Below are 21,194 nucleotides of genomic sequence, written 5' to 3'. Positions count from 1 at the left end.
ACCAACAGGCTGAGAGGAACATCCCAAGCGGCTTTTGCCATCGCTCATCGGCAGTTCCAACGTCGACTTTTTCAACACTATCCGGACAAAGTGCAAGTTCGCGGCGCTTGCACCAATGGCCGCTTGATTGCTCTTCGCTGACGTCAGAACAAGTGTGAAATTCGTATCATTTCTCACTTGGGGTGAGATATGTCCAAAGACGATCTTTAGGTAATGGACCTTTGTTACGACCGCCTTGTTGGGTCTGCTCCCAGGCGTGTGCCAGGATGCCCACTGACCTAGAAAGGCAGAACAGTCCACTCGCGAGTGAGGCTTTAAAGCCAAGCTCGACGTAAACTGCGGCGGTCGCGCCATCGATGTTCATCGGGATTGCGCGACTTTTGATATCTGACAAATACCCCTCGATCTGCGGTGCGAGTCTGGCACAGGCCATAACCTCAATTGCGTCATATTTTTCCAGTGTTTTGAAATAGATGCCGCTGATGCAGCCGCAAACGATAGCTCCGGCCTTAAGAGGTTTCGTCGGTTTAGCTCTCCGATTTAACACCAATGTATTCCGGCAGATAGCGCGGTGGCATTGGCCCTTTGTTCCGGCCGCCCTGCTGCATCTGTTCCCAGCCATGAGACAAGACGCCTACCGAGCGGGAGAGACAGAACAGACCACGAGAGAGTGGGGGCGGAAAGCCCAGCTCGCAAAAGATAACAGCCGTGGCCCCATCGATATTCATTGCGATCTCAGTGCCGCGCTTGCGTCCGATTTCCGCCTGAATAGCCTCGCCAATGTCGGCAAACCGCCCATCCACCGTACCGGACTTCGCGGCCTCGCGTACCAACGCCATCAACCTTGGTGCGCGGGGATCGACGGGCTTGTGGAAGCGGTGGCCAAAGCCCGAGACAATTTTGCCATTTTCCTCACGCCAGGCGGCGATACCGTCGCGGACGGCACTTTCATGTTCAGCGCCGTCATCGATCCGTTTGGCGATGTCGAAATAAAGTTCTGCGCATTGTTCACCGGCGCCGCCATGCACGTCACCCAGCATATTGACCCCGGTTGCCATGACGTTGTTGAGCCCCAGCCCGCAGGTCGCGGCCATACGGGCGGCGGCAATCGAAGGCGCTTGCGGACCATGATCCACGCCCGCCACCAGCGCACATTCGAAAAGCGCCGCCTGTTCTGGCGTGGGCATATCGCCCCGCACCATGAGCCAGATCATCTGAGCAAAGCTAACAGAACCTATAAGGTCCTGGATCGGGTGGCCGCGAAAGGCGATCCGCCCTGGAGCCATGTCGATGATTGCGGTGCGCCACCAGTGGCGCATGTCATCGACCTCTTTGCGTTCTGAGGGGGCCGTCATATCGCGTCTTCCTTTTTCAGGTCCGAGATCTGGGCATTGTTATAGCCAAGTTCGCTCAGGATATCGGCTGTATGTGCACCCAAGGTCGGGGGCGGCGAATCGACACCAGGGGCCGTGCCATCAAGCTTGGCGCCGATCCCGACCAGTTGCAGATCCTCAGATCCTATACGGTGGGTTTGCAGCAGGCCCCGATCGGCAAGCTGCGGATGCGTCAACGCCTCAGGCACCGACCAGACAGGCCCTGCGGGAACGCCCTGTGCTGTCAGCTTGTCGACCCACTCATGGGTGGGGGCCGTGGCAAAGGCCGCTTCCAGTTCGGCGGTCAGGGCGGGCCGATTGGCCAGTCGGTTCTTTCGGTCGGCAAAGCGTGGGTCCTGCGCAAGGGCCGGGTTGTCGAGGATCCCGCACAGGGCCTCGAACTGTTCTTGCTTGTTGGCGGCGATATTCATCACGCCATCGGCGGTTCTGAAGGTGCCGGATGGGCTGGCGGTGAAATTATCGTTGCCGTTTGGAGTGGGTGCCTTCCCGGCGATCAGATGGTTTGACACCACCCAGCCCATTGTCGCAATGACGGCCTCGAGCATCGAGACGTCAATGAACGTGCCGCGGTCTTCGGCCTTGTTAGCAAGCGCAGCGGCGACGGCGAAGGCGGCCGTCATCCCTCCGATGGTGTCGGCCATCGGGTAGCCCACCCGGTAGGGCGCGGTGTCGGCATCGCCGGTGATCGACATCACGCCGCTCATCCCCTGCACGATCTGGTCATAAGCGGGCAGTTTCGCCAGCGGGCCATCTTGGCCGAATCCGGAGATCGCACAATAAACAAGGCGCGGGTTTTCCTGACGGAGCGTCTCATAGTCAAGGTTCAAGCGCGCCATCACCCCGGGGCGGAAGTTTTCGACTAGGGCATCGGCCTTTTGCACCAGCTCCTTCAGGATGCGTTTTCCGGATGCCGATTTCAGGTTCAAGGTGATCGACCGTTTGCCCGGATTTTGCGCCAGAAAGGAAACGCCCATAAGGTCGGCGTTGCGCGCGGGATCAGCCCCCAGCTGGCGCGCAAGATCACCGGTGCCCGGGGTTTCGACCTTGATCACGTCGGCCCCCATATGGGCCAGCTGATGACAGCAGAACGGACCGGCCAGCACATTGGTCAGATCAAGAATGCGAATGCCCTTCAAAGGTGCCTGCGTCATTGTCCGCGCCCCTCGTGTACAACCTTGGCTACTGTGAAAAACTCGCGGCAATAGCTGCCTTTTTCCGGCGCGCCATAGGATGATCCTTTTCGGCCCGTGAATGGCGCGTGAAAATCCATGCCTGCCGTGGGAAGATTGACTTGTACCATGCCTGCCTCGGCGTTCTGCGAGAAATGGTCGATCTTGGCCGCATCCCGCGAGATGATGCCCGCTGACAGGCCGAACTCACAGTCGTTGGCGCTGGCAAGGGCGGCCTCATAGTCCGGCACGCGCAACACAGCGGCGATTGGCCCGAAAATTTCATGCCGAGAGATATCCATTTGCGGCTCGGCCCCCACGAACAAGGCTGGCTCCAAATAGTGCCCCGGCGTGTTCAGAGTAATTTGGTCACCGCTGATGAGCTCCGCGCCTTCGGCCTGCCCTCTCGCAATATAATCAAGGTCAATCCGCAATTGGTCGGCGCTCGCAACCGGGCCAATATCGGTGTCAGGCGCACGCGCATCCCCGATCCGAAGCTTTTTCATCGCCGCGGTCATCGCGCTGACAAATTGATCATGAATTCCGTCTTCAACAATCAGCCGCGAAGACGCTGTGCAGCGTTGGCCAGTTGAGAAGAAACTGCCCTGTATGGCGCAGTGAACTGCCAGATCCAGATCCGCGTCATCCAGCACAACCAGCGGGTTCTTGCCCCCCATTTCAAGCTGCATTTTTGCCCCGCGGGCGAACAGCGCAGCCCCCATATTGCGACCGACTGGTGTGGAGCCGGTGAACGTGACCCCGGAAACCTTGGGGTGTAACACGATTGCCTCCCCGACCTCACGGCCTTTGCCCATCACAAGGTTGAACACACCCTCGGGCAGCCCCGCACGGGCAATGATGTCGGACAACATCCACGCAGAACCGGGCACCAGTTCGGCAGGTTTGAACACGACCGTATTGCCATAGGCCAGAGCGGGCGCAATTTTCCATGCCGGGATCGCCAGCGGGAAATTCCAGGGCGTGATTACGCCCACGACGCCAATGGGTTCGCGCAGAACCTTAAGCGACACACCTTCGCGCAGTGATTGGTAAGCGTCGCCGGTGGCACGATAGGCTTCGGCCGCGAAGTATTTGAACAAATGCCCGGCGCGATGTGCTTCGGCCTTGGCCTCAGGTAGGGTTTTGCCCTCTTCGCGGGCCAGCATGTCGCCCAGCTCGTCCACACGGGCGAGGATTTCCGACCCGATCCGGTCCAGCACTTCGAACCGGACCAGTGGCGATGTTGCGCGCCATTTCGGAAAAGCGGCAGCCGCGGCCTCGATCGCATCGGCAGTCTGCGCGGCACTGGCCTGCGCATAATCCCCGATTGTGTCGTTCAGGTCAGATGGGTTGATGTTTGGAACTGCACCACTGCCAGCGGCCCATGTTCCGGCGATATAGTTGGAAAAGGGATCTGCGGTCATAGTACTTCCTCAAGAACTGGTCGCCACCCGATATCTTCATGCCGGTGGTCTACAGTGTTCACATAAAAATAGGTCGGGCCGTGATAGCCCCGGCATACCCGCCCATCGGCACGGTTGGCGACAGGTTCGGCGGTCCAGCTGACCGCCCCGAACCAATTCCACAAACGGTTATGAGGTGAGGTCAGGTGATCCGGGCGAAGCGGGGCTGCACCATTGGCTGGGTCCGGTTGGGGCGCGTTTGACACGGCGGCACCGCCCACCAACGCATCCCATTCATTGGGCCCAGTCGCACCCTGATAGGGGTCATTTCGGGGCGTATCACCACCGGTCAGCAACCGGCATCGAAACGTAGTGCCATCGATGGACACCTCTGTGCCATAGACATACCCGGCATCGTCCAGATCCTGCCAGCTAACGCGGCTCATTAGCATCCGGTCGGCCACCAGATACCGGGTGCCTCCCTGTTGAAACACATGCCAGTTCAGGCGTTTGGTCGGGTCTTTGGGGCTGTCAGTGAGCGCCCAGTTGTCCCAATCCGGGTCACGTTCAAATTCCGGGAGGTTACCGGGTTGCAGACCCTCGTAGGGGCAAAGCGCTGCAAGATCCGTGATCCAGGGCCGGGTTGCCGGGGCAAGGATCTGTCCTGCATGTGATAGCCCACCCAATTGCCGGGTTCCGATATATTTCATCATAGCTCTTACACCGGTCGCGTGCGGAAGCGCCGCAGGACCCGGAACAGCATTTCCGCCGCCAGGAACTCCGTGCGTTCTGAAGGATCAAGCGGAGGTGAGACCTCGACAATATCCAACCCGCCCAAGGGGGCCTCGGCCAATCCATCCAGCAGGTCGTAGTACTGACGCGGTGTAATGCCGCTGTGCACGATGGAACCCGTGCCGGGAAGGTAGCCGGCGTCCATCGCATCAATGTCAATCGACAGATATAGCTCGTCGCACCCCTGCATGGCATGCGCAAGGGCCTGACGCATCACCTCGGCCGCGCCGAGTTTTTGCACCTCGCCAGATGAAAATACCCGTCCGCCCTGCTCTTCAATGAGCGCGAGATCGCCGCCATCGACCCAGCCCGTGATGCCGATCCAGACCATATTGGAGACATCGATGTTGGGCAGTTCGGAAATCCGGCGCGCGTTGGTTGCATGGTTGTGGCTGCCCCACGCCCCCAGCCGGTCGGAGAAATCGAGATGACCATCGATTTGGATATATCCGAAGCGCGCGTTTGGCGAACGTTTGGTCAGCCCACGGGAATAGCCCAGACAGGCCGGGAAGCTGTTATAGTGATCACCACCCAGTGCCAGTGGGATTGCCCCTGCAACGGTCAGCGTTTCGGTCATTGCAGCGATGGCTTCGGTTGTTGCGTCAACGTCCTGCGCTGTGATCTCTGCGTCGCCGCAATCGATCAGCCAATCGGTTGCAGGCACAGTACGGCGGCTTGTATCGGGATCAAAGCTGGCTCCCTGCGGACGCAAAGATTGCAGAAGACTTGTCGCCCTGCGCAATGCTTCGGGGCCGAACCTTGTGCCAAGGCGGCTGGAATGTGTCCAGTCGCTCGGCATGCCGACCACGCCGATCTTATCGGGACCGACCTCGGCCACGTCGCGCAAAGGCCCATCAAACAGCCGATATCCCGGTTGTGACAGAGGCGGGTGAAATGTGGTATTAGCTGCAGTCATGTCAGTACATTTTCCTTGGGAATTGGGCGCACCGGTCGGTCAATCCCAAAACCGAGGCGCGCATAGATGAATGCCAAAAGAGCCGTGACCATCAGTCGTTGGCCAACCTTCACCACACCCATTCCGGGCCTGCTCGGGTTCAGACCGGTCAACATGATGGCACTGACCTCGTGCTGTCCCAGGGCGCTGAGCCATTGCACCACTGTATCAAGGTCGCAGCCTCCCAAACGGGGCCGATCACAAAGCGCGCTGAGCGATGTTTCAAACACGGACAGATCAAACTGCACAAACAGCGGCTTTGATACATCCCGCCACCTGGAAAACGCGGCAAGCTGCGCGGCAGTGTTTTGGCTGCAGGTCGTGCCACCCCCGTTTGGCAGGGGCGATACATGAAAGTCGCGCGCATCATCTGGCGTACCGCCAAGCTGCACAGTCTGACACTCAGGCAGCTCGCTCTGCACTGTCTTGGACAGGCAATCTGACCCACCCAATATTATGGCGCAGGCACCATTGCGGCTGATCTGACGCGTCGCGGCCTTCAATGCCGCGTGGATCGCGTCCTCAGATCCTGCCGCTATATCTCCGAGGTCACAGAGCCGCTCGTGCAGACCGTCGGTACTGATGTCCTGACGTGCATCGACATCTACCGGGTGACTGAATTGTGGGTTTGCGTGCCAACCGAAATAGACCGAGGTTTCGCGCAACGCACGCGGCGCCAGGGACTGCCCGGCATGCGGCGCGCTGGTGTCTTCAAACGGGACGCCCAGCACTGCCAGATCACCGGGCCTGACATCTTCAATTGCTTTGGTTTGTGCGCGCATAAACGACAGTTGCCCTGCCATGCGCGGCAATGGGGCCGATCGTAAAGGCATCAGCCAGCTCCTTTCTCTAGACGCTCAGTCACTGCCTGCAAGATCGCCAGCGCGGCGCAGGATTCCGTTCTGCCACGATCGTCTAATGCCGGGGCAAGTCCGAAAACTGCTGCGGCGGTGACATTGCCTGGGGTAGTGTCAATTTGCGCGATCATCTGTGCAGGTGACATCCCGGTCAGGCGACGTGGGTGCGACACCCATTTGCCCGCAAGCTCTTGTAAATCCACAGAAAGGATGACCGGTTGAGCGTGAGACAATTGGCCTGCAACGCCCCCTGTGACCTGAATGACAGGAACATCAGCACCTGTGACTTTTTGTGTCGCGATTCCAAGCGCCTTCAGTCCGCTGGAATCTCCGCCAACCAGCACCATCCGCGCGCCGGTTTTCAGAACCGCCTCGCATTGCGAGACAACTGCAGAAAAATGCTTATCCGGCTCAAGCGGAAATACATTCACGTCCCCTAGGTCAATGGCATTCGCGGGGGCCTTTCCGGGTTGGGAGGCGTATCGTAATTGCCTTGCGAGGTAGCGTTGCTCTGCTGCTGGTCGGTCGAGATTGTCACAAAAATATCCTGCTACCGCGACTTGCCCAGGCACGAGGTCTTCCAGATCGCCAACAGGCATGCCCAGAAAACTGGGGATCCCGTCAAACTGTATTTGCGCCGCATCACCCATGACGCAAAGCCGCGTTCAGGGTTTCAATGGCCGCCAATTCCGACATGCCACGCGTGTCGCGGGCAGGCGCAAGGCCAGTGATCACAATCGCCTGCCAGCGGCAGGACATTGCCCCAATGACAGAAACCAAGGTTTCGGGTTTCATTCCGCCTGGGTTAAGGCCGATAGCACCGGCTGCATGCCCCAGATCAACGACCGATATGTCGATCCAGAGAACAGCGCGCTCGGGCGTGTCAGAAAAGTCTGCGTGCCCTTCATCCAACCACCGGGCGGTACGCCAATCCATCGTGCGCTGAGCGATCTGATCCCAAACATCGGCAGGTTGCCCGCCATTCAAACCCACCCAAATCGTGTTTGATGGTCGTTCTGTAAGATCACGCCGAGCCAGTGGCATGGCCGCGACAACCGGCAGATCAGGCAAGGCCCCCAGTACAGCAGAGGCGACATCAGACGCGCCACCCAGAACGACGGGCACAATGCCGCGATCCACCATTTGCGCCACAAGCTGTTTCAATACGCCGGACCAATCGCCCGACAGGTCCAGATTACCCAGATCCCGACCATTTACAGGCAGGCTAGTTCCAAGCTGTCCGGTCATCTTGCGCAGCGCATCCGGTGCCAAGGAGGCGCCGGAACGTGGCCCGCTATCGACTTCGCTTGGAACACCCAAAAGCCCGACAGATCCTGCATCGCATTGCGAAATCTCGCCAAATGGCAGGCCAGCATAACCAGTTGTTATCATTTGTTTCTGCGCGCTATGCATTGCCAGATGCCTTCATTATTTGCGATTTCCAATTGCGTTCAAACCAGCTATAAAAAGTGACGGATTTGCGTCGAAAGGTCTGCCCATGCCCGACAAGCCCCGAACCCCCGACACGAATGGTGGTGTCGAAGCGGTTGAACGTGCATTGCGTGTTCTGGACAGCTTTGAGCCCGGAGATGCGGGGCTTTCTCTGAAAGAGGTCGCGGACCGCAGTGGTGTCAACAAAGCGACAATCCTGCGTCTGAGCGTCTCGCTTGAGAAATTTGGCCATATCACGCGCGACGCCGAAGGGCTGTTTCATCTGGGGCCGTCTTTGTGGCGTCTTGGATCCGTATTTCGCCAGAATCTGCGCATGGGGCCTATTGTGCGCCCGGTGCTGGCGAACCTGGTGAATGCGACGGGGGAAAGCGCGTCGTTTTACGTGCAACGCGGCAACTCCGGCGTTTGCCTCTACCGTGTCAATTCGCCCAGGCTTGCGCGGGATCATATCCAGGAGGGCGAGATAATTCCGCTGAGCACTGGCTCGTCGGGCCGGGTGCTGGATGCCTATTCCATCGGGCATGGCAAAAAGGCCAGCAGCATCCGCAAGGCCGGGTATTATCTCAGCCTTGGTGAACGTGATCCGGACGTTGCCGGGTTGTCTGTTCCGGTTCTTGGGCCTGAGGGCGAGCTGCTGGGTGCCGTCAGCCTGTCGGGTCTGCGCGTTCGCTTCAATGAAACCGCTGTCGAAGGCTATCGCGCTGCGGTGCTTGATGCCGCCCGCCAGATCCGGGCCGAGATTGGTGTGATATAAAGAGCCCATCATTTGTCAGCATTCTTGTTGCGGCCAATCAACTGAACGCCGATGAGCGCCGTGATTGATACGAAAATCAGGCAGGTGGAAATCGCGGCAATGGTCGGATCAAGCTGATCGCGCAGTGAATTGAACATGCGGCGGGTAATTGTGGCATTTTCCCCGCCCGAGACCAGCATCGAAATCACCACCTCATCCAGCGATGTGATGAAGGCCAGAAAGGCCCCGGTCTGGATCGAGAATTTGACTTGGGGTACTGTTATTGTCCACAGCGCGTAAGCTCGGGACGCACCCAGGCTGCGCGCCGCCAGTTCCTGATCGAAGTCATAGTTCTGCAAGCCCGACATCACGGTCACGATTACAAACGGCAGGGCCAGCGCGGTATGGGCGATCACAATACCGGTCAGTGTGTAATTGAGCCCCAGCTTGGCATAAAGGCTGAACACGCCGACGGCGATCAGGATCACCGGCACGACAATGGGCATGATCACGAGGATCTGCGCAGTGTTCCTGATCCGTGGGGTGGAGCAATGCAGCCCATAGGCACAAAGAGAGCCTAAAGGCGTCGCGATCGCCGTGGTCAACACTGCCGCGATCAGAGAGGTCTTCGTGGCGCTCATCCATTCCGCAGAGGTGAAATAGGCCGTGTACCAGCGGAACGAGAACGACGTCGGCGGGAACTCCAGAAATGAGGCCCCCGAAAACGACATCGGGATCACGATCAGCGTGGGCAGGATCAGAAAGAACAGCACCGCGATACCGACCACCGTCAGCCACAGACCGTCAATTTTACGTTGTCCGACTTGTTCCATTCTCAGATCCTTAGCGCATGAAGAGTTTGTCGAGACCGAACACACGGTTCATCAGCCAGATCATCGCCAGTGCCAGCAGCAACAGGACAACGCCCAGGGCGGATGCAGCCCCCCAATTGGAATAGACTGTGATCGTGCTTTCGATCCGCTGCGCCAGCATCTGCACCCGGCCACCGCCCAGCAAAGCAGGTGTGACGAAGAACCCAAGTGACAGGATGAAGACCAGCACGATGCCGGCAAAAAGGCCCGGCAAGGACATCGGGAAAAACACCCGCCAGAATGCGCCGCGCGGGCTGGAGCCAAGCCCAACGGCGGCCCGAACCAGGTCGGTGTCGATGTTGCGCATGGTGGCGTAAAGCGGCAAAACCAGAAACGGCAGCATGATATGTACCATGCCAATGATTGATCCCGTGAGGTTGTGCGCCAGTTGCAGCGGTTCCTCGATGATGCCAAGCGACATCAGCGACGAATTGATGATGCCATTGCGCTGCAACAGCACCAGCCAGGCGTAGGTCCGCACCAGAACCGACGTCCAGAACGGGACCAGCACGAAAACCATTAAAATGGCAGCCGTTCTGTTCGGCATCCTGGTCAGCCAGTAACACAGCGGATATCCGAGCAGGACACAAATCACCGTCACGGCGATGCTGATCTGAAAGGTGACAACAAAGGTCCGCCGATACAAAGCACTTTCAAAGATACGCGCATAGTTTTCCGTGCTCAACTCACCCGCCGCATTGTAAAATGAGAGCGAAGACAGCCAGAAAATCGGCAGAAACACGACAATCAGAATTGCGAGAACCGCGGGCATCGAAAGCCCCAAAAACGTCAGGCGTTCACGGCGCTCTTCGGATTTGAGCGTGCTTGCGTTCCGAAGCGTCTGAGCGGCCCCAAAGGACTCGGCGATGCTCATGATACATTCTCCGGTACGATGATCGTGTCTTCGGGATGCAGGGCCAGGCCAATTTTCTCTCCCTTGGAAGGCAGACCCGTCTGGCCCGCGCGATTGGCAGGGACGCGCACATTGATCTGGCCTGCGCTGTCGTGCTGAACGATAACCAGCACGCTGTCGCCTTGATAAATGATGGCGTCGACCCGGCCGGACAAATCATTGGCTGTTTCAGGCACAGCACCTGAGGTGACCTCCAGCAGCTCAGGCCGGATCACCAGGCGATGGCCGCCGCTCCCCGGAGCAATAGGCAAATCGGATTTCAGCACGCGTTCGCCAAGATGCGCCGTATTATTGGCCACGTTCACCGGCGCCGAAATGGATTCACCGATAAAATCCGCCACAAAGAAGCTGTGAGGCTGGCGATACAGCCGCTCAGGGGTCTCGACCTGCTCGATCCGCCCATGATTGACCACCGCAATGCGATCCGACATCGTCAGGGCTTCGCGCTGGTCATGGGTTACATAGACAATGGTTGCATCCAATTTTTGATGGAGCGCCTTCAATTCAATCTGCATGTGCTCGCGCAGCTTTTTGTCGAGCGCGGACAGGGGTTCATCCATCAGGATGATCTGCGGCTCGAAAACCATGGCGCGGGCCAGAGCCACACGCTGTCTTTGGCCGCCGGACAATTGGGTGATGCGCCGATCCCCATAGCCGCCCAGCTGTACGGTATCCAGCGCACGCTCGGCGCGGGTCTTTTGATCGCTTTTGGAAACTCCGCGGATTTTCAACGGATAGGCTACGTTTTCAGCCACCGTCATGAATGGAAACAACGCATAGCTTTGAAAAACCATGCCAAGGCCGCGTTTGTGCGGCGGCGTTGCAATCATTTCGCGTTCGCCAAACCGAATCGACCCGCCATCAGGACGCACAAATCCGGCCAGCGCCATCAGGAGCGTCGTTTTGCCGGAGCCCGACGGCCCAAGCAGTGTCAGAAATTCGCCTGCAGCGATATTCAGCGATACATCATCGAGCGCTTTGACTGATCCGTAGGCTTTGCACAGGCTGGATATGTCGATGGGAAGGGATTGGGTGGCAGAGGACATGCTAGCTCCTGACTTGAAAAGTGGGCGCAGTGCCAAATGCGCTGCGCCCAGATGGATTATTGCTGGATCAGAGTGTCGAACTCTTCAGTCAACTCACCCAGCTGGCCGATGTAGAAGTTCGGATCGACCAGAAGCTGCTTGCCGTAGTTGTCGGGATGGGTGTTGACCTTAACCGCCATTTCTCCCGAGATAATACCAGTGTCAAACGCACCGGTGTTCACCGGGCCCAGCGGCATCGTGACCGCCAGCCGTGCCTGCGCTTCGGCACTCAGCAGCTCATTGATCAGGCGCATGGCGTTGTCTTTGTTCGGGGCACCTTTGGGCACCAGCAGACAGTCGACATCCATCGTCCCTCCATCGAAGGCATAGGCGACTTCAATGCCGGATGCGATCACGCTTTCCACGCGGTTATGGCCCATGTGGATCACGTCCACCTCTCCATCACGCAGCAGCTGCGCGGACTGCGACCCGCCACGATACCAAACGGTGACCTCTGGTGCGATCTCTCCCAGTTTGGCCCAGGCGCGCGCTTTGCCTTCGTCCGTGGCCAATGTGTCGTAGATATCGGCCATCGGCACACCGTCGGCCATAAGGGCGGCCTCAAGGTTGTAGTTCACCTTGCCGTGCATGCCGCGCTTGCCTGGGAAGTTTTCCAGATCCCAAAACTCTGCCCAGTTGGACGGACCATTGTCGCCAAAGGCATCCTTGCGATACGCAATCACCTTGGTGAAGTTGATGAAGCCGATATAGTTTTCGTGGATCAGCTCTTCGGGGATGCCCGTTGTGTCGACAATCGAGTAATCAATCGGCTCAAGGCTGCCCTCACGGCTGAGTGTTTCACACGAGGGCAAGTCCTGCTCGGTCACATCCCAGGCGACGGCACCCGCTGTGATCTGTGCGCGCACGTCCTGAATACCGTTTGTGGTATCTTCCTTGACCGTGACATTCAGCGCGCCGGCGGCAGGTTCCAGCATGGCGCTGCGCAATGCGTCCTGAAAGGACCCGCCCCAGGATGCAAACACCACCTCGCCCTCGGCGAAGGCTGGCGCAGCCATTGCCAGGCTGCCGGCAACGAGGCTGGTCGCAAGCGACAGTTTTCTCTCTACTTTTTTCATGTCAGTTTCTCCCTTGATATTCTCTCGTTATTTGGTTGGGTTTTTCGTGGTGAACGCCGTGGTTGACTTGCAATGTCTCTTCCACCCAGTCGGCGATCAGTTGCGGCCGTTCGTACATGATGAAATGGCCGGTATTCGGCACCAACTTGATCACCGCCCCGGGAACCCGCGCGCGCAAGGCATCCAGCCAAAGCGATGCGGGGTGGGTCGTCGCCGATCGGCGAACTTCGTGTTCGTCCAGCGACGTTGATTGCAGGATTGTGACCGGGCAGGTGAGCCGGTCGATGGCCGGAACAAATTTATCGCGATCCCATGCAGCCATCGCATGGTAATACGCCTTCAAAACGTCTGCCGGATATTGCGCAGCCCGGTTCACAATATCACGTTTTTGATCTGGATCGAGGTTGTTGACCATCATCCCACCGACTGCCGCCTCCGCCCATCCTTTCTGACCAAGCTGCGCAAGCTGCTCTGCCAGACGCGCAACGGCTTCTTCGGGGTCTTCAGGAACGTTGCTGCCATCCAGCAAAAGAAGATGAGAGACGCGTCCTGGCCAAGTCGCAGCCAGTTCGATGGCAATCCGGGCACCCATGCTGTGCCCGACAAGGGCAAAGCGATCAAAACCCAGATCATTTGCCTGGGCAATCACATGGGCCGCGCAGTCGCTGAGACTGATCGCTCCCCCCAGCGGCACGGCATCGGGGCATCCCGGAAGCTTCGCAAGCCCAATGTGGGCACTGTCTGGAAGGAGCGGGGAGACACCGCTCCAATCCTGCCACCCGCACGCCCAGCCATGAACGAAAAGGACGTTCAAAGGTTCTGCCGGATCGGATGAAGGACTGGAGCGCATCAATTTGGGCCTACTGCTGAACCAGAGTGTCAAACCGCTCTTGCAGTTCTGCGAAGTTTTCGACGTAGAAGCTTGCGTCAATAACCACCTGGGTCTTCATATTGTCAGGGGCGGCATTGTTTTTGGCTGCCAGTTCGGGCGAGATCAGCCCGGTTTCAAATGCATGCGCATTGACAGGGCCGTAGGAGATGGCCACCGCCATGCGCGCCTGCGCTTCGGCCGACAGCATCTCATTGAGAACCCGCATGGCGTTTTCGCGATTTGGCGCGCCCTTGGGTACCAACAGGCAATCCGCGTCGGTCGTGGCCTGGTTCCAGGTATACCCAACCGTTATTGCATCGGCATTCAGCGCTTCTGCGCGGCCGTTGCCGATATGAATGAAGTCAATCTCTTCATCTGCCATCAACTGCGCCGCTTGCGAGCCTCCCCGATACCAGACCGTGATATCGGGCGCGATCTCCTCAAGCTTGGCAAAGGCCCGGTCTACGCCGCCTTCACTCCGCAGAGCGGTGTTTACATCCGCCGGGTCGACACCATCCGCCATCAATGCCGCCTCCAGCGCATGCGACACCGAGTTGAACATCGCGCGTGTCCCAGGGTAGGCTTCGGTGTTCCAGAAATCCGCCCAGGACTGTGGGCCGTTCTCACCAAACTTCTCTGCTTGCCAGCCGATGACCAGTGAATAGGTCAGCATGCCAACCCACTCGCTGTCCACAAGGCTGGACGGCATGCCATCGGTCGAGACCACGCCATAGTCGATGGGTTCCAGCGCCCCCTCCTGCTTCAAACGGGCACAGTCGGACAACGCCTGTTCGGTAATGTCCCAAGCAACCGCACCCGCAGTGATCTGCGCACGCACGTCTTGAATGCCGTTTGTCGTGTCTTCTTTGATGGTAAGACCCAGCTTTTTCGCCGCTGGGTCCAGCATGGACTCCCGAAGCGCATCTTGGAATGAACCTCCCCAGGACGAAAACACCACCTCGCCTTCGGCGAAGGCAGACGTGGCAATGACCAGACTACCGGCTACGAGACCCGCAGTGAGCGTCAATTTTCCGTTATCTTTCGTCATGTCAGGCTCCTCCCTAACTGTTGGTTGGCTTGCGGGTCCGCGACATGGGCGATCCCATCATCTTTTGCCTTAACGTTTCATTAGACAAAACGTCATTTCATTTCAACTAGTGCTGATACTGGAACTGGTCAAGGATTCTTTTGACAGCGCAGGAGTCAAACCCCACGCTTTCGGAGCCTCAGAGCCGAGCGAAACGTCGTATTTCGCCCTTATGCTCTGCGTCCATCTCGCTTCGATTTTGGGCGAATGGTATCGAAGGCAGGCTTTTCCTGCCCCAAGTTGATTGCCGCCGAGAGAAGCTTTTATGGGATTAAACGGACCGCAATCTCTCGCTCACCCACCCATGGCCAGCAAGTTCGAATGGCAGCTTCACACCAGTTCACGTCCCTTGATCCTGGCCGCAGCATTGGTGAGTTTGGGCTCTTTCCGGCCGTTAGCTGCGTTTTGCACCAAGGTCCGCACTGAGTATCGTTAATGCTTGAAACAGTTCTCTCTGTGCCAGGTTACAAACTCTGCCCTTGGCCGGTTGGCGAGGCGGTCCGGCACCAAGATCTTGCCGGACGAGTTAATCATCGACGTCACGGCTTCGATGTCGTTGCTCTGACGGGAAACCAGAATTGTCACGTCGTCAGCTAAACCAACGAGACCGCGATCAAACATCCAGTGCGCGGTTCCGGACAGGGCGAGCCCGTTGCTGACGATGTCGGGTCCGTCATGCTCTACAGGTCTGATGTGAGCGGCTTCCACTTCAGCTCGGCCACCGCCATTTATCAGACGTAAACCAGTGATGGCGCAGCGCTCGCCGTAGGCGCGCAGGACGTTCTTTCTGAAATTACGATCGCGAACCGCCCGGTTGGTCAGTTGGTTGACGCGTTCCCGTGCGGGCATGTGTCGGAAAGGTGTTTGCGCGTCTTGAAAACCTGGCAGCTGCATCGAGTCACCAACGCGAGGCAGGATGTCCTCGTCCCGTCCAAGACCACGTTCGACAATTCGGGCAAAGTCTTCAGCTGAAAGGGTTCTTACCGCAGCTTGCGCGCGTCCAGATATCTTGCCTTGATCGTTCAGCAATCCGCTTTCGATGACTGAATTCTCGTCTCGGAATGAAACAGGGTCGCCGAAATCAAGATAGGTCCCCGGCTTAATCACCGCCAAGAACATTTCCGGTTTCCTAGGATCCGGAATGATCTCCTGGACCTTAGCGACAGCAAAATAGCCTTTGGTCTCTTTGACCTTGCTTGGCTCCAGGTAGACGATCCAGTCCCCTTCGCACTGTTGGGCACGCGAGAGGTATTGCTTTGGAAATTGATACCGCTCCGAGGGAATGTCTTCGTAGACCGAGTCGCTGCGATGGATGAAGATACCGAAGGCCATCGCATCACCCGCGTTGAAGACGTTCCAGTTTTCGATCGGCCGCGCGTAGGGTCAGTACCGCACCTGTCAAAAATGGAAGCGCCAAGCCAGCTGCGGCGATCGCAAAAATCAGGATGGCAGCAAACACCGAGTATTCGGCAGGCTGTTGCGCCAACGATAGTTGGCCCAAACCAATCAAATAGAAGACGCTGGTTCCAAGCAAGATTATGTAAAGCGGCCCAAAGGGTTCGATCACCTCTCGGCGGGTACGCTCCAAGACTGAGTGCCGCAACATGTTCCAGCGTTTGCTTGCCTTGTTCACCAGATTACTCCCTTACCAGCTCGATCCATGTGTGCACGTCGTCATCCGTCACTTCGCGACCTTCGACATGCGATTGATACCAACGGGTGACGATGGCCCCGCGCTTTTCACTTTTGATTCTTATGCCCTCATCGGTGAGGTGCTGATCCAGCGAGCTTTCAATGTGTTTGAGGGCTTCGAAGTCATGCCCCGCCCGAATGGATTTGGTGCCCAGAAGTAGCCAGGGCACGTCCACCTCGAACCGCTCACCCATCGCGACCAAGGCCTCTACAGGCATTCCGCGCTGGCCCTTTTCGTAGCTGTGATACGCGCGCGGTGAGACACCGATAGCTTCCGCCATGGCCGCTTGTGAGAAGCCGATTTCATTGCGAGCAATGGTGAGACGAGCACCCATTGCAGCAAAAAGATCAGCATGTTTCTGCGGCATCTGAATTTTCCAATTGACTACTTCGTCGAAATTCGCGAACTTTGCAAAAAATGACGAACATTTACAGTTAATCACATCTGACCACGTCAGAAGGTGCAGAACAAGCGATTCCATGCGTGTCGCTGACTCAACTTAAGTGGACAAGGACGAGTGAAATGGCAGAGACCAACTATTCAGACAGCTCGCAGATCCTGGGGCTCGGGAAAACACCCGCGCAGTGGGTCGAAGTTATGGCCGGGATGGGGATCGATATTTCAGAACGCACGTTGCGTGAACGCGCCAATGAGACGGGTGCATTTTATCGCCTTGGGCGAACCATGCTGATCACGCCCGCGCAGATTGATACGATTTTTGAAGGAGGCCAGTCATGCCGCTCCAAATTTACAAGAGGGGCCGTGTCTACTGGGCCAAGGGGTGGATCGAATACAACGGCAGGCCAATCGCCGGCCCATACCGGCGAAGCACTAAGGCATCTACAGAAGAGGGCGCACGGGACTGGATAAACCATGAGACCGAACGTCAGATCCGTCGCTATGTCGTGGGCGACGAACCGAGCAAGACGTTCTCTGATGCAATCATGCTCTACAACGCGTCCCCGAAGGCGGCGAAGCAGTTGATCCCGATTGTCGAAGTGATCGGCGACCTGTCGTTAGGTGCGATATCTGGCGCGTTACTGAAAAGCCTTGGGCCGAAGCTGAAACCCAAAGCGTCGACGGATACCTGGTGGCGCGAGATCGTGACGCCCGCGAGTGCGGTGATCAACAACGCGCATGAGCTGGAAGGCACGCCGCTGATCCGCGTGAAACCCTACGACAAGTTCGAGCGGATCGCTCAGGACAAGCGGCGAGGGAAGCTCAGCCGCGTCGAGCGCACACCAGCTGATAAGGAATGGATCGAGGCATTTTGTCGTGCCGCCGACCCATACAATGCCGCACTGGTGCGTTTTATGTTTGAGACGGCTGCAAGGATTGATCAAGCCGTGTCCTTGGAGCCCGATGACCTAAGGCCGCACGAAAACAAAGTCCGCGTGAAAGCTCAGAAGGGGCATCCGGAAAGCTGGATCACCGTTTCGCCTCAGATGATGGACGAGCTACTCGCGCTGCCTCCCAAACGTCCCAAGAACCGCAAGACCGGCAAGCTCATGAAGGCGCGCATCTTCGGCTATGGGAGCTCCACCGGTTACAACACGCGCTGGAAGACGATCTGCAAACGCGCGGGCATCTCGTACCTTTCAGCCCACCCGGCAGGGCGGCACGGGTTCTTCACGGAGCTTGTTGTCCGTCAGGGCGTCGATCCCGTCACAGCAGCCAAGGCTGGACGTTGGTCAGACCCCAATTTGCCCATGCGGATTTATGCCCACGCAGAGACCGATGAGGCCGACATTAGGGCCCGTTTTCGTACAAACCACGTACAGGATGACACTGTACAAGCACCCAACAGTAAGAAATCACAAAAGGAATAGCGCTATGAACGCATCCCTCCTAAGGGGCAGGTTGCAGGTTCGAATCCTGCCGGGGTCGCCAAACTAATATAAAAAAGTATGTTCTTTCCATACCTTAGATGCTTCTTGCGCCCCGATAGGTGACACATTAGGTGACACATGTCGAAGAACTGGTTCAGATACGGTCCAATAAGAATGACGATCAAACATGTTGAATGGCGTGGAGGTAGAGCGAACTACCGGCGCAGAATACCAAAGGACTTACAGGCTCACTACAATGGGAAGGAATTTCACTTCGTGTCCCTCGGAACTAAGGAACCAGCAGAGGCGGCTAGGAAGGCGCAACAGATTACGAAGAAGCTAGACCGTGAATGGGGCTTCTTGAAGTCTGGCGAAGGTGGGGAACTTGCACTTCGTGAAGAAGCGATGGCAATCCTTCGAAAACATGATCTGAAACCAGGACAAGCTGCCGAATATGCCAAGTATGACCTTGAGCCAGACCGATTTATCGATGAGCTTATTCACGAGTCTCGCGATCAAGATGGATATGCACCGGGGATCGTAGCGGAACGGCTTCCACCGGCTCTAAGGATGGCAGCGGAACTGTATCATGCAGACTCAGAGGAACTACGCGATTTAACAGCTCCTTACTTTTCTGAGGTCAAAGATAGGCACCTGTATTTCCATCCAAAACGCACAGAAGACAGCCAGTTTGATAGGTCTGTAGCGCTGTTCACTGAGATAAATGGTGAACTCCCCATCAACCGATACGACAGGGATCACGGTAACGCTTTCGTGGAGGAATTGCTGAAGACGGTCAAACCGGCCACAGTGAAGCGGTACCTGAACCAGATTAGGCCAATATTCAATACGGCGATCAGGGAACTCAAAGTCCGTATGGAGAATCCACTATCAGACCTGATTATCCCTGAAAAAGACTCTGATTTTGGGCCAGCTAGGTTGCCCTTTTCGCTGGAAGAAGTTTGGGCAATTCAGCAACGTTGCATGGAAGTGGACGACGAGCGACGATGGGTTATCGCTGCACTCAGCGACACAGGTGCTAGGTTGGCGGAGATAGCAGGGTTACTGCGAGATGATGTTTTCCTTGAAGCCGAAACTCCGCATATAAAACTCACTCCCAACAGTGTCAGGAGGTTGAAGACAAAGGCATCGAAAAGAGCGGTTCCGTTAACCGGCGTGTCGTTATGGGGAATAAAGCGAGCTGTGTCCGCGACCGACGGCAACTTTGTTTTTCCCAAAGTTGTCAAAAACGGAGACTTCAATAGCAACTCTGTGTCCGCGACTTTGAACAAATGGCTCAAAGACCAGAACCTCAGAGGTGAAAAACAAACTCTACACAGCCTTCGTCACTCTTTGCGAGATCGCCTAAGAAACACCAACTGTCCACCTGACGTTATTGACCGAATAGGCGGTTGGAAACGCGATGGTGTGGGCGAAGGGTACGGCATAGGACATGAGGTTTCAGTTCTCGGCGATCACATGAGCCACATGCTCAAATGTGAAGCCGCATCAGGCAAGTCGATGCCATCTCTGATCCCCAGAAAACCGGAGTAACAAGTTCGGTTAACCAAAAAAACATGATGGATGGTCAGAAAGCTATGAACCAGTTTAAGGCAGACTTTGAACCGGAGGAGTTAAGGGCGGCCAAAATGGCTACTCTAGTGATGTGTCCTTTCTCGGAAGAAGCACACAGTGCAATTGACGCTGTAATGGATCAAACGGTTTCCTTTCAGCGAGAACATGGATCAAGGGTTAGGGGTTTAAGAACCGAAACGGCACAATCCCTAAAGGCAACCATAGGGGCGTTGCTCGGGGATTTGCTGGAAGCAGTACTCAACATAGATTCTGGGGGCTACTGTTGGCGGGAAAGTAACAAAGACAAGTTCAAGAATACAAACGCAACCAGCAGGCATTATGAAACTCTGAAGTCTGTATGGCCCGAAATCGGATTGATGGATGTCGTCATCGGTTTTCGAGGTAGCGACGATTTTGATGGTGAGATTTACCATCCAAACACCCCAAACAAACGCTGGGCGACACGGCTTCGGGCCACCCCGTTGCTGCTTGAACATCTGGCTGAGTACGGCATTACTCCAAAGAACCTAACACTCCATTTCAGAAGCGACCTGAACAAAGCCCTACCGATTACGTTGAAAGCGGCGAAAATCAGTGGGGAGGCAAAGCCCCGAATTATTTCGGACTACACAAGATCAGCTACATCGGTTGCGATTGAAGCGGATGTGAACGAAATAAATGCTTTCCTGAATAAGTGGGAATACAGCTTTGGAGCGCCGCCAGCGTTGTTCCGTGTTTTCAATGATGGGGACAGGGAAAACTACCAATGGGACTCTGGTGGGCGCTTCTACGGGTCTGAATCGACCTATATCAACTGGAAGTCAGAAGAGCGGAGGGGAATTCTGATAGGTGGTGAACCAACTGCTGAGATTGACATTAAGGCTTGCCAGCTGACCATGCTACTCGGCCTGATGGGGTTCGAATATGAAGTTGGGGTTGACCTGTACCAGATCGACGGATTGGACAGGGAAGACGTTAAGCAGGCAATAAACGTTATCGTCGGAAAGGGTCGGGTAGGGAGCCGAACTACCCCGGTTGTAGACAAGATTCTGGAGCGATACCCATTCCTGAATGACTTAGAGACAAGAGGACTAAATTCTTCGCGCCTTCAGGCCATTGACTCCGCCATCATGAACCAGACGCTACTGATCCTGAAACGTCAGTATTGTATTCCAGCACTACCAGTTCATGACTGTCTTATCGTCCGAGTTAGGGACGTTGATACCGCTCAAGAAGTCTTCAGTGAAGCGTTCTATGATCACATTGGGTTAAGGCCCACGTTAACGGTCGGTCACTAGCGGAAGTGCAGACCTAGAGTGCTTCTCTTAGGTTAGTTATAGAGCAAAGCTTCGGTGTGGTGGTGATATAACCATCACTGCTCAGGTAAGGCATATGCAATACCTAGGGTTCATAAGGGGGCATATGTAACTTTCTATCT

The 21,194-nt window shown here is 56.6% G+C and carries 22 protein-coding genes; 4 read left to right on the top strand and 18 right to left on the bottom strand.

Annotated features, from left to right (window positions below):
• Positions 1-166: 166 nt before the first annotated feature.
• The 9 genes from ACR0AH_RS19565 to ACR0AH_RS19525 form a co-directional block, all read right to left on the bottom strand.
• Positions 167-433, bottom strand: coding sequence for a citrate/2-methylcitrate synthase (locus ACR0AH_RS19565; protein WP_371810481.1), 267 nt, complete (start codon positions 431-433; stop codon positions 167-169).
• 94 nt (positions 434-527) lie between these two features.
• The gene (locus ACR0AH_RS19560; protein ID WP_170361230.1) at positions 528-1,355 is read right to left on the bottom strand and encodes a citryl-CoA lyase; all 828 of its coding nucleotides are present in this window, start codon (positions 1,353-1,355) and stop codon (positions 528-530) included.
• The gene (locus tag ACR0AH_RS19555) at positions 1,352-2,545 is read right to left on the bottom strand and encodes a CaiB/BaiF CoA transferase family protein (RefSeq protein ID WP_170361232.1); all 1,194 of its coding nucleotides are present in this window, start codon (positions 2,543-2,545) and stop codon (positions 1,352-1,354) included. Before ACR0AH_RS19555 ends, ACR0AH_RS19560 begins: the two co-directional genes overlap by 4 nt.
• Positions 2,542-3,987, bottom strand: coding sequence for an aldehyde dehydrogenase family protein (locus tag ACR0AH_RS19550; protein ID WP_170361234.1), 1,446 nt, complete (start codon positions 3,985-3,987; stop codon positions 2,542-2,544). Before ACR0AH_RS19550 ends, ACR0AH_RS19555 begins: the two co-directional genes overlap by 4 nt.
• A complete protein-coding gene (locus ACR0AH_RS19545; protein ID WP_170361236.1) occupies positions 3,984-4,676 on the bottom strand; it encodes a hypothetical protein in 693 nt (230 codons plus the stop codon). Before ACR0AH_RS19545 ends, ACR0AH_RS19550 begins: the two co-directional genes overlap by 4 nt.
• An 8-nt stretch (positions 4,677-4,684) precedes the next feature.
• On the bottom strand, positions 4,685-5,674 hold the full coding sequence (locus tag ACR0AH_RS19540) for an agmatinase family protein (protein WP_171186054.1): 990 nt from the start codon (positions 5,672-5,674) through the stop codon (positions 4,685-4,687).
• On the bottom strand, positions 5,671-6,546 hold the full coding sequence (locus tag ACR0AH_RS19535) for an arginase family protein (RefSeq protein ID WP_170782105.1): 876 nt from the start codon (positions 6,544-6,546) through the stop codon (positions 5,671-5,673). The genes ACR0AH_RS19540 and ACR0AH_RS19535 overlap by 4 nt, the downstream gene beginning before the upstream one ends.
• A complete protein-coding gene (locus tag ACR0AH_RS19530) occupies positions 6,546-7,001 on the bottom strand; it encodes a hypothetical protein (protein WP_171644542.1) in 456 nt (151 codons plus the stop codon). The genes ACR0AH_RS19535 and ACR0AH_RS19530 overlap by 1 nt, the downstream gene beginning before the upstream one ends.
• Before the next feature lie 211 nt (positions 7,002-7,212).
• A complete protein-coding gene (locus ACR0AH_RS19525) occupies positions 7,213-7,962 on the bottom strand; it encodes an arginase family protein (RefSeq protein WP_170361244.1) in 750 nt (249 codons plus the stop codon).
• Positions 7,963-8,068: 106 nt separating this feature from the next.
• Here ACR0AH_RS19525 and ACR0AH_RS19520 point away from each other — a divergent pair, with 106 nt between their 5' ends.
• Positions 8,069-8,776, top strand: coding sequence for an IclR family transcriptional regulator (locus ACR0AH_RS19520; RefSeq protein WP_170361245.1), 708 nt, complete (start codon positions 8,069-8,071; stop codon positions 8,774-8,776).
• A gap of 8 nt (positions 8,777-8,784) precedes the next feature.
• On the opposite strand, the gene ACR0AH_RS19515 is transcribed toward ACR0AH_RS19520, so the two are convergent.
• The 9 genes from ACR0AH_RS19515 to ACR0AH_RS19475 all read right to left on the bottom strand — a co-directional run bounded on the left by ACR0AH_RS19515 (position 8,785) and on the right by ACR0AH_RS19475 (position 16,719).
• Positions 8,785-9,588 carry an ABC transporter permease gene (locus ACR0AH_RS19515; RefSeq protein WP_170361248.1) on the bottom strand — a complete coding sequence of 268 codons (804 nt, stop codon included), beginning with the start codon at positions 9,586-9,588 and terminating at the stop codon, positions 8,785-8,787.
• A gap of 10 nt (positions 9,589-9,598) precedes the next feature.
• Complete coding sequence (locus tag ACR0AH_RS19510; RefSeq protein ID WP_170361249.1) at positions 9,599-10,501, bottom strand: ABC transporter permease; 903 nt, start codon at positions 10,499-10,501, stop codon at positions 9,599-9,601.
• Entirely contained in the window at positions 10,498-11,586 is a 1,089-nt protein-coding gene (locus ACR0AH_RS19505; protein ID WP_170361251.1) for an ABC transporter ATP-binding protein, read from the bottom strand. Before ACR0AH_RS19505 ends, ACR0AH_RS19510 begins: the two co-directional genes overlap by 4 nt.
• A gap of 56 nt (positions 11,587-11,642) precedes the next feature.
• Complete coding sequence (locus ACR0AH_RS19500) at positions 11,643-12,701, bottom strand: ABC transporter substrate-binding protein (protein ID WP_170361253.1); 1,059 nt, start codon at positions 12,699-12,701, stop codon at positions 11,643-11,645.
• Between the two features lies 1 nt (position 12,702).
• Entirely contained in the window at positions 12,703-13,551 is an 849-nt protein-coding gene (locus ACR0AH_RS19495) for an alpha/beta fold hydrolase (RefSeq protein WP_170361255.1), read from the bottom strand.
• Positions 13,552-13,561: 10 nt separating this feature from the next.
• Positions 13,562-14,620, bottom strand: coding sequence for an ABC transporter substrate-binding protein (locus ACR0AH_RS19490; protein WP_170361257.1), 1,059 nt, complete (start codon positions 14,618-14,620; stop codon positions 13,562-13,564).
• Between the two features lie 471 nt (positions 14,621-15,091).
• The gene (locus tag ACR0AH_RS19485; protein ID WP_170361259.1) at positions 15,092-15,991 is read right to left on the bottom strand and encodes an HNH endonuclease; all 900 of its coding nucleotides are present in this window, start codon (positions 15,989-15,991) and stop codon (positions 15,092-15,094) included.
• A 4-nt stretch (positions 15,992-15,995) separates the two neighbouring features.
• Positions 15,996-16,292, bottom strand: coding sequence for a hypothetical protein (locus tag ACR0AH_RS19480; RefSeq protein ID WP_170361261.1), 297 nt, complete (start codon positions 16,290-16,292; stop codon positions 15,996-15,998).
• 4 nt (positions 16,293-16,296) lie between these two features.
• Positions 16,297-16,719 (bottom strand): helix-turn-helix domain-containing protein, encoded by a 423-nt coding sequence (locus tag ACR0AH_RS19475; protein ID WP_170361359.1) that lies wholly within the window; start codon positions 16,717-16,719, stop codon positions 16,297-16,299.
• 367 nt (positions 16,720-17,086) lie between these two features.
• Here ACR0AH_RS19475 and ACR0AH_RS19470 point away from each other — a divergent pair, with 367 nt between their 5' ends.
• From ACR0AH_RS19470 to ACR0AH_RS19460, 3 genes are all read left to right on the top strand, one after another.
• Positions 17,087-18,181, top strand: coding sequence for a tyrosine-type recombinase/integrase (locus ACR0AH_RS19470; RefSeq protein ID WP_170361263.1), 1,095 nt, complete (start codon positions 17,087-17,089; stop codon positions 18,179-18,181).
• A gap of 138 nt (positions 18,182-18,319) precedes the next feature.
• On the top strand, positions 18,320-19,735 hold the full coding sequence (locus ACR0AH_RS19465; protein WP_480593338.1) for a tyrosine-type recombinase/integrase: 1,416 nt from the start codon (positions 18,320-18,322) through the stop codon (positions 19,733-19,735).
• Between the two features lie 44 nt (positions 19,736-19,779).
• Entirely contained in the window at positions 19,780-21,054 is a 1,275-nt protein-coding gene (locus tag ACR0AH_RS19460) for a hypothetical protein (RefSeq protein ID WP_480593336.1), read from the top strand.
• The last annotated feature ends 140 nt before the right edge of the window (positions 21,055-21,194 follow it).

Source organism: Ruegeria sp. AM5, assembly GCF_056540645.1.
The sequence above is the reverse complement of the archived record's forward strand: the minus strand, read 5'-3'. Positions and strand labels throughout refer to the sequence as shown.

What these genes read in the sequence shown, in the direction of transcription:
- ACR0AH_RS19565 (WP_371810481.1), bottom strand. Translation starts at nt 433, where the DNA reads ATGGCCTGTGCCAGACTCGCACCGCAGATCGAGGGGTATTTGTCAGAT.
- ACR0AH_RS19560 (WP_170361230.1), bottom strand. Translation starts at nt 1,355, where the DNA reads ATGACGGCCCCCTCAGAACGCAAAGAGGTCGATGACATGCGCCACTGG.
- ACR0AH_RS19555 (WP_170361232.1), bottom strand. Translation starts at nt 2,545, where the DNA reads ATGACGCAGGCACCTTTGAAGGGCATTCGCATTCTTGATCTGACCAAT.
- ACR0AH_RS19550 (WP_170361234.1), bottom strand. Translation starts at nt 3,987, where the DNA reads ATGACCGCAGATCCCTTTTCCAACTATATCGCCGGAACATGGGCCGCT.
- ACR0AH_RS19545 (WP_170361236.1), bottom strand. Translation starts at nt 4,676, where the DNA reads ATGAAATATATCGGAACCCGGCAATTGGGTGGGCTATCACATGCAGGA.
- ACR0AH_RS19540 (WP_171186054.1), bottom strand. Translation starts at nt 5,674, where the DNA reads ATGACTGCAGCTAATACCACATTTCACCCGCCTCTGTCACAACCGGGA.
- ACR0AH_RS19535 (WP_170782105.1), bottom strand. Translation starts at nt 6,546, where the DNA reads ATGCCTTTACGATCGGCCCCATTGCCGCGCATGGCAGGGCAACTGTCG.
- ACR0AH_RS19525 (WP_170361244.1), bottom strand. Translation starts at nt 7,962, where the DNA reads ATGATAACAACTGGTTATGCTGGCCTGCCATTTGGCGAGATTTCGCAA.
- ACR0AH_RS19520 (WP_170361245.1), top strand. Translation starts at nt 8,069, where the DNA reads ATGCCCGACAAGCCCCGAACCCCCGACACGAATGGTGGTGTCGAAGCG.
- ACR0AH_RS19515 (WP_170361248.1), bottom strand. Translation starts at nt 9,588, where the DNA reads ATGGAACAAGTCGGACAACGTAAAATTGACGGTCTGTGGCTGACGGTG.
- ACR0AH_RS19510 (WP_170361249.1), bottom strand. Translation starts at nt 10,501, where the DNA reads ATGAGCATCGCCGAGTCCTTTGGGGCCGCTCAGACGCTTCGGAACGCA.
- ACR0AH_RS19505 (WP_170361251.1), bottom strand. Translation starts at nt 11,586, where the DNA reads ATGTCCTCTGCCACCCAATCCCTTCCCATCGACATATCCAGCCTGTGC.
- ACR0AH_RS19500 (WP_170361253.1), bottom strand. Translation starts at nt 12,701, where the DNA reads ATGAAAAAAGTAGAGAGAAAACTGTCGCTTGCGACCAGCCTCGTTGCC.
- ACR0AH_RS19495 (WP_170361255.1), bottom strand. Translation starts at nt 13,551, where the DNA reads ATGCGCTCCAGTCCTTCATCCGATCCGGCAGAACCTTTGAACGTCCTT.
- ACR0AH_RS19490 (WP_170361257.1), bottom strand. Translation starts at nt 14,620, where the DNA reads ATGACGAAAGATAACGGAAAATTGACGCTCACTGCGGGTCTCGTAGCC.
- ACR0AH_RS19485 (WP_170361259.1), bottom strand. Translation starts at nt 15,991, where the DNA reads ATGGCCTTCGGTATCTTCATCCATCGCAGCGACTCGGTCTACGAAGAC.
- ACR0AH_RS19475 (WP_170361359.1), bottom strand. Translation starts at nt 16,719, where the DNA reads ATGCCGCAGAAACATGCTGATCTTTTTGCTGCAATGGGTGCTCGTCTC.
- ACR0AH_RS19470 (WP_170361263.1), top strand. Translation starts at nt 17,087, where the DNA reads ATGCCGCTCCAAATTTACAAGAGGGGCCGTGTCTACTGGGCCAAGGGG.
- ACR0AH_RS19465 (WP_480593338.1), top strand. Translation starts at nt 18,320, where the DNA reads ATGTCGAAGAACTGGTTCAGATACGGTCCAATAAGAATGACGATCAAA.
- ACR0AH_RS19460 (WP_480593336.1), top strand. Translation starts at nt 19,780, where the DNA reads ATGAACCAGTTTAAGGCAGACTTTGAACCGGAGGAGTTAAGGGCGGCC.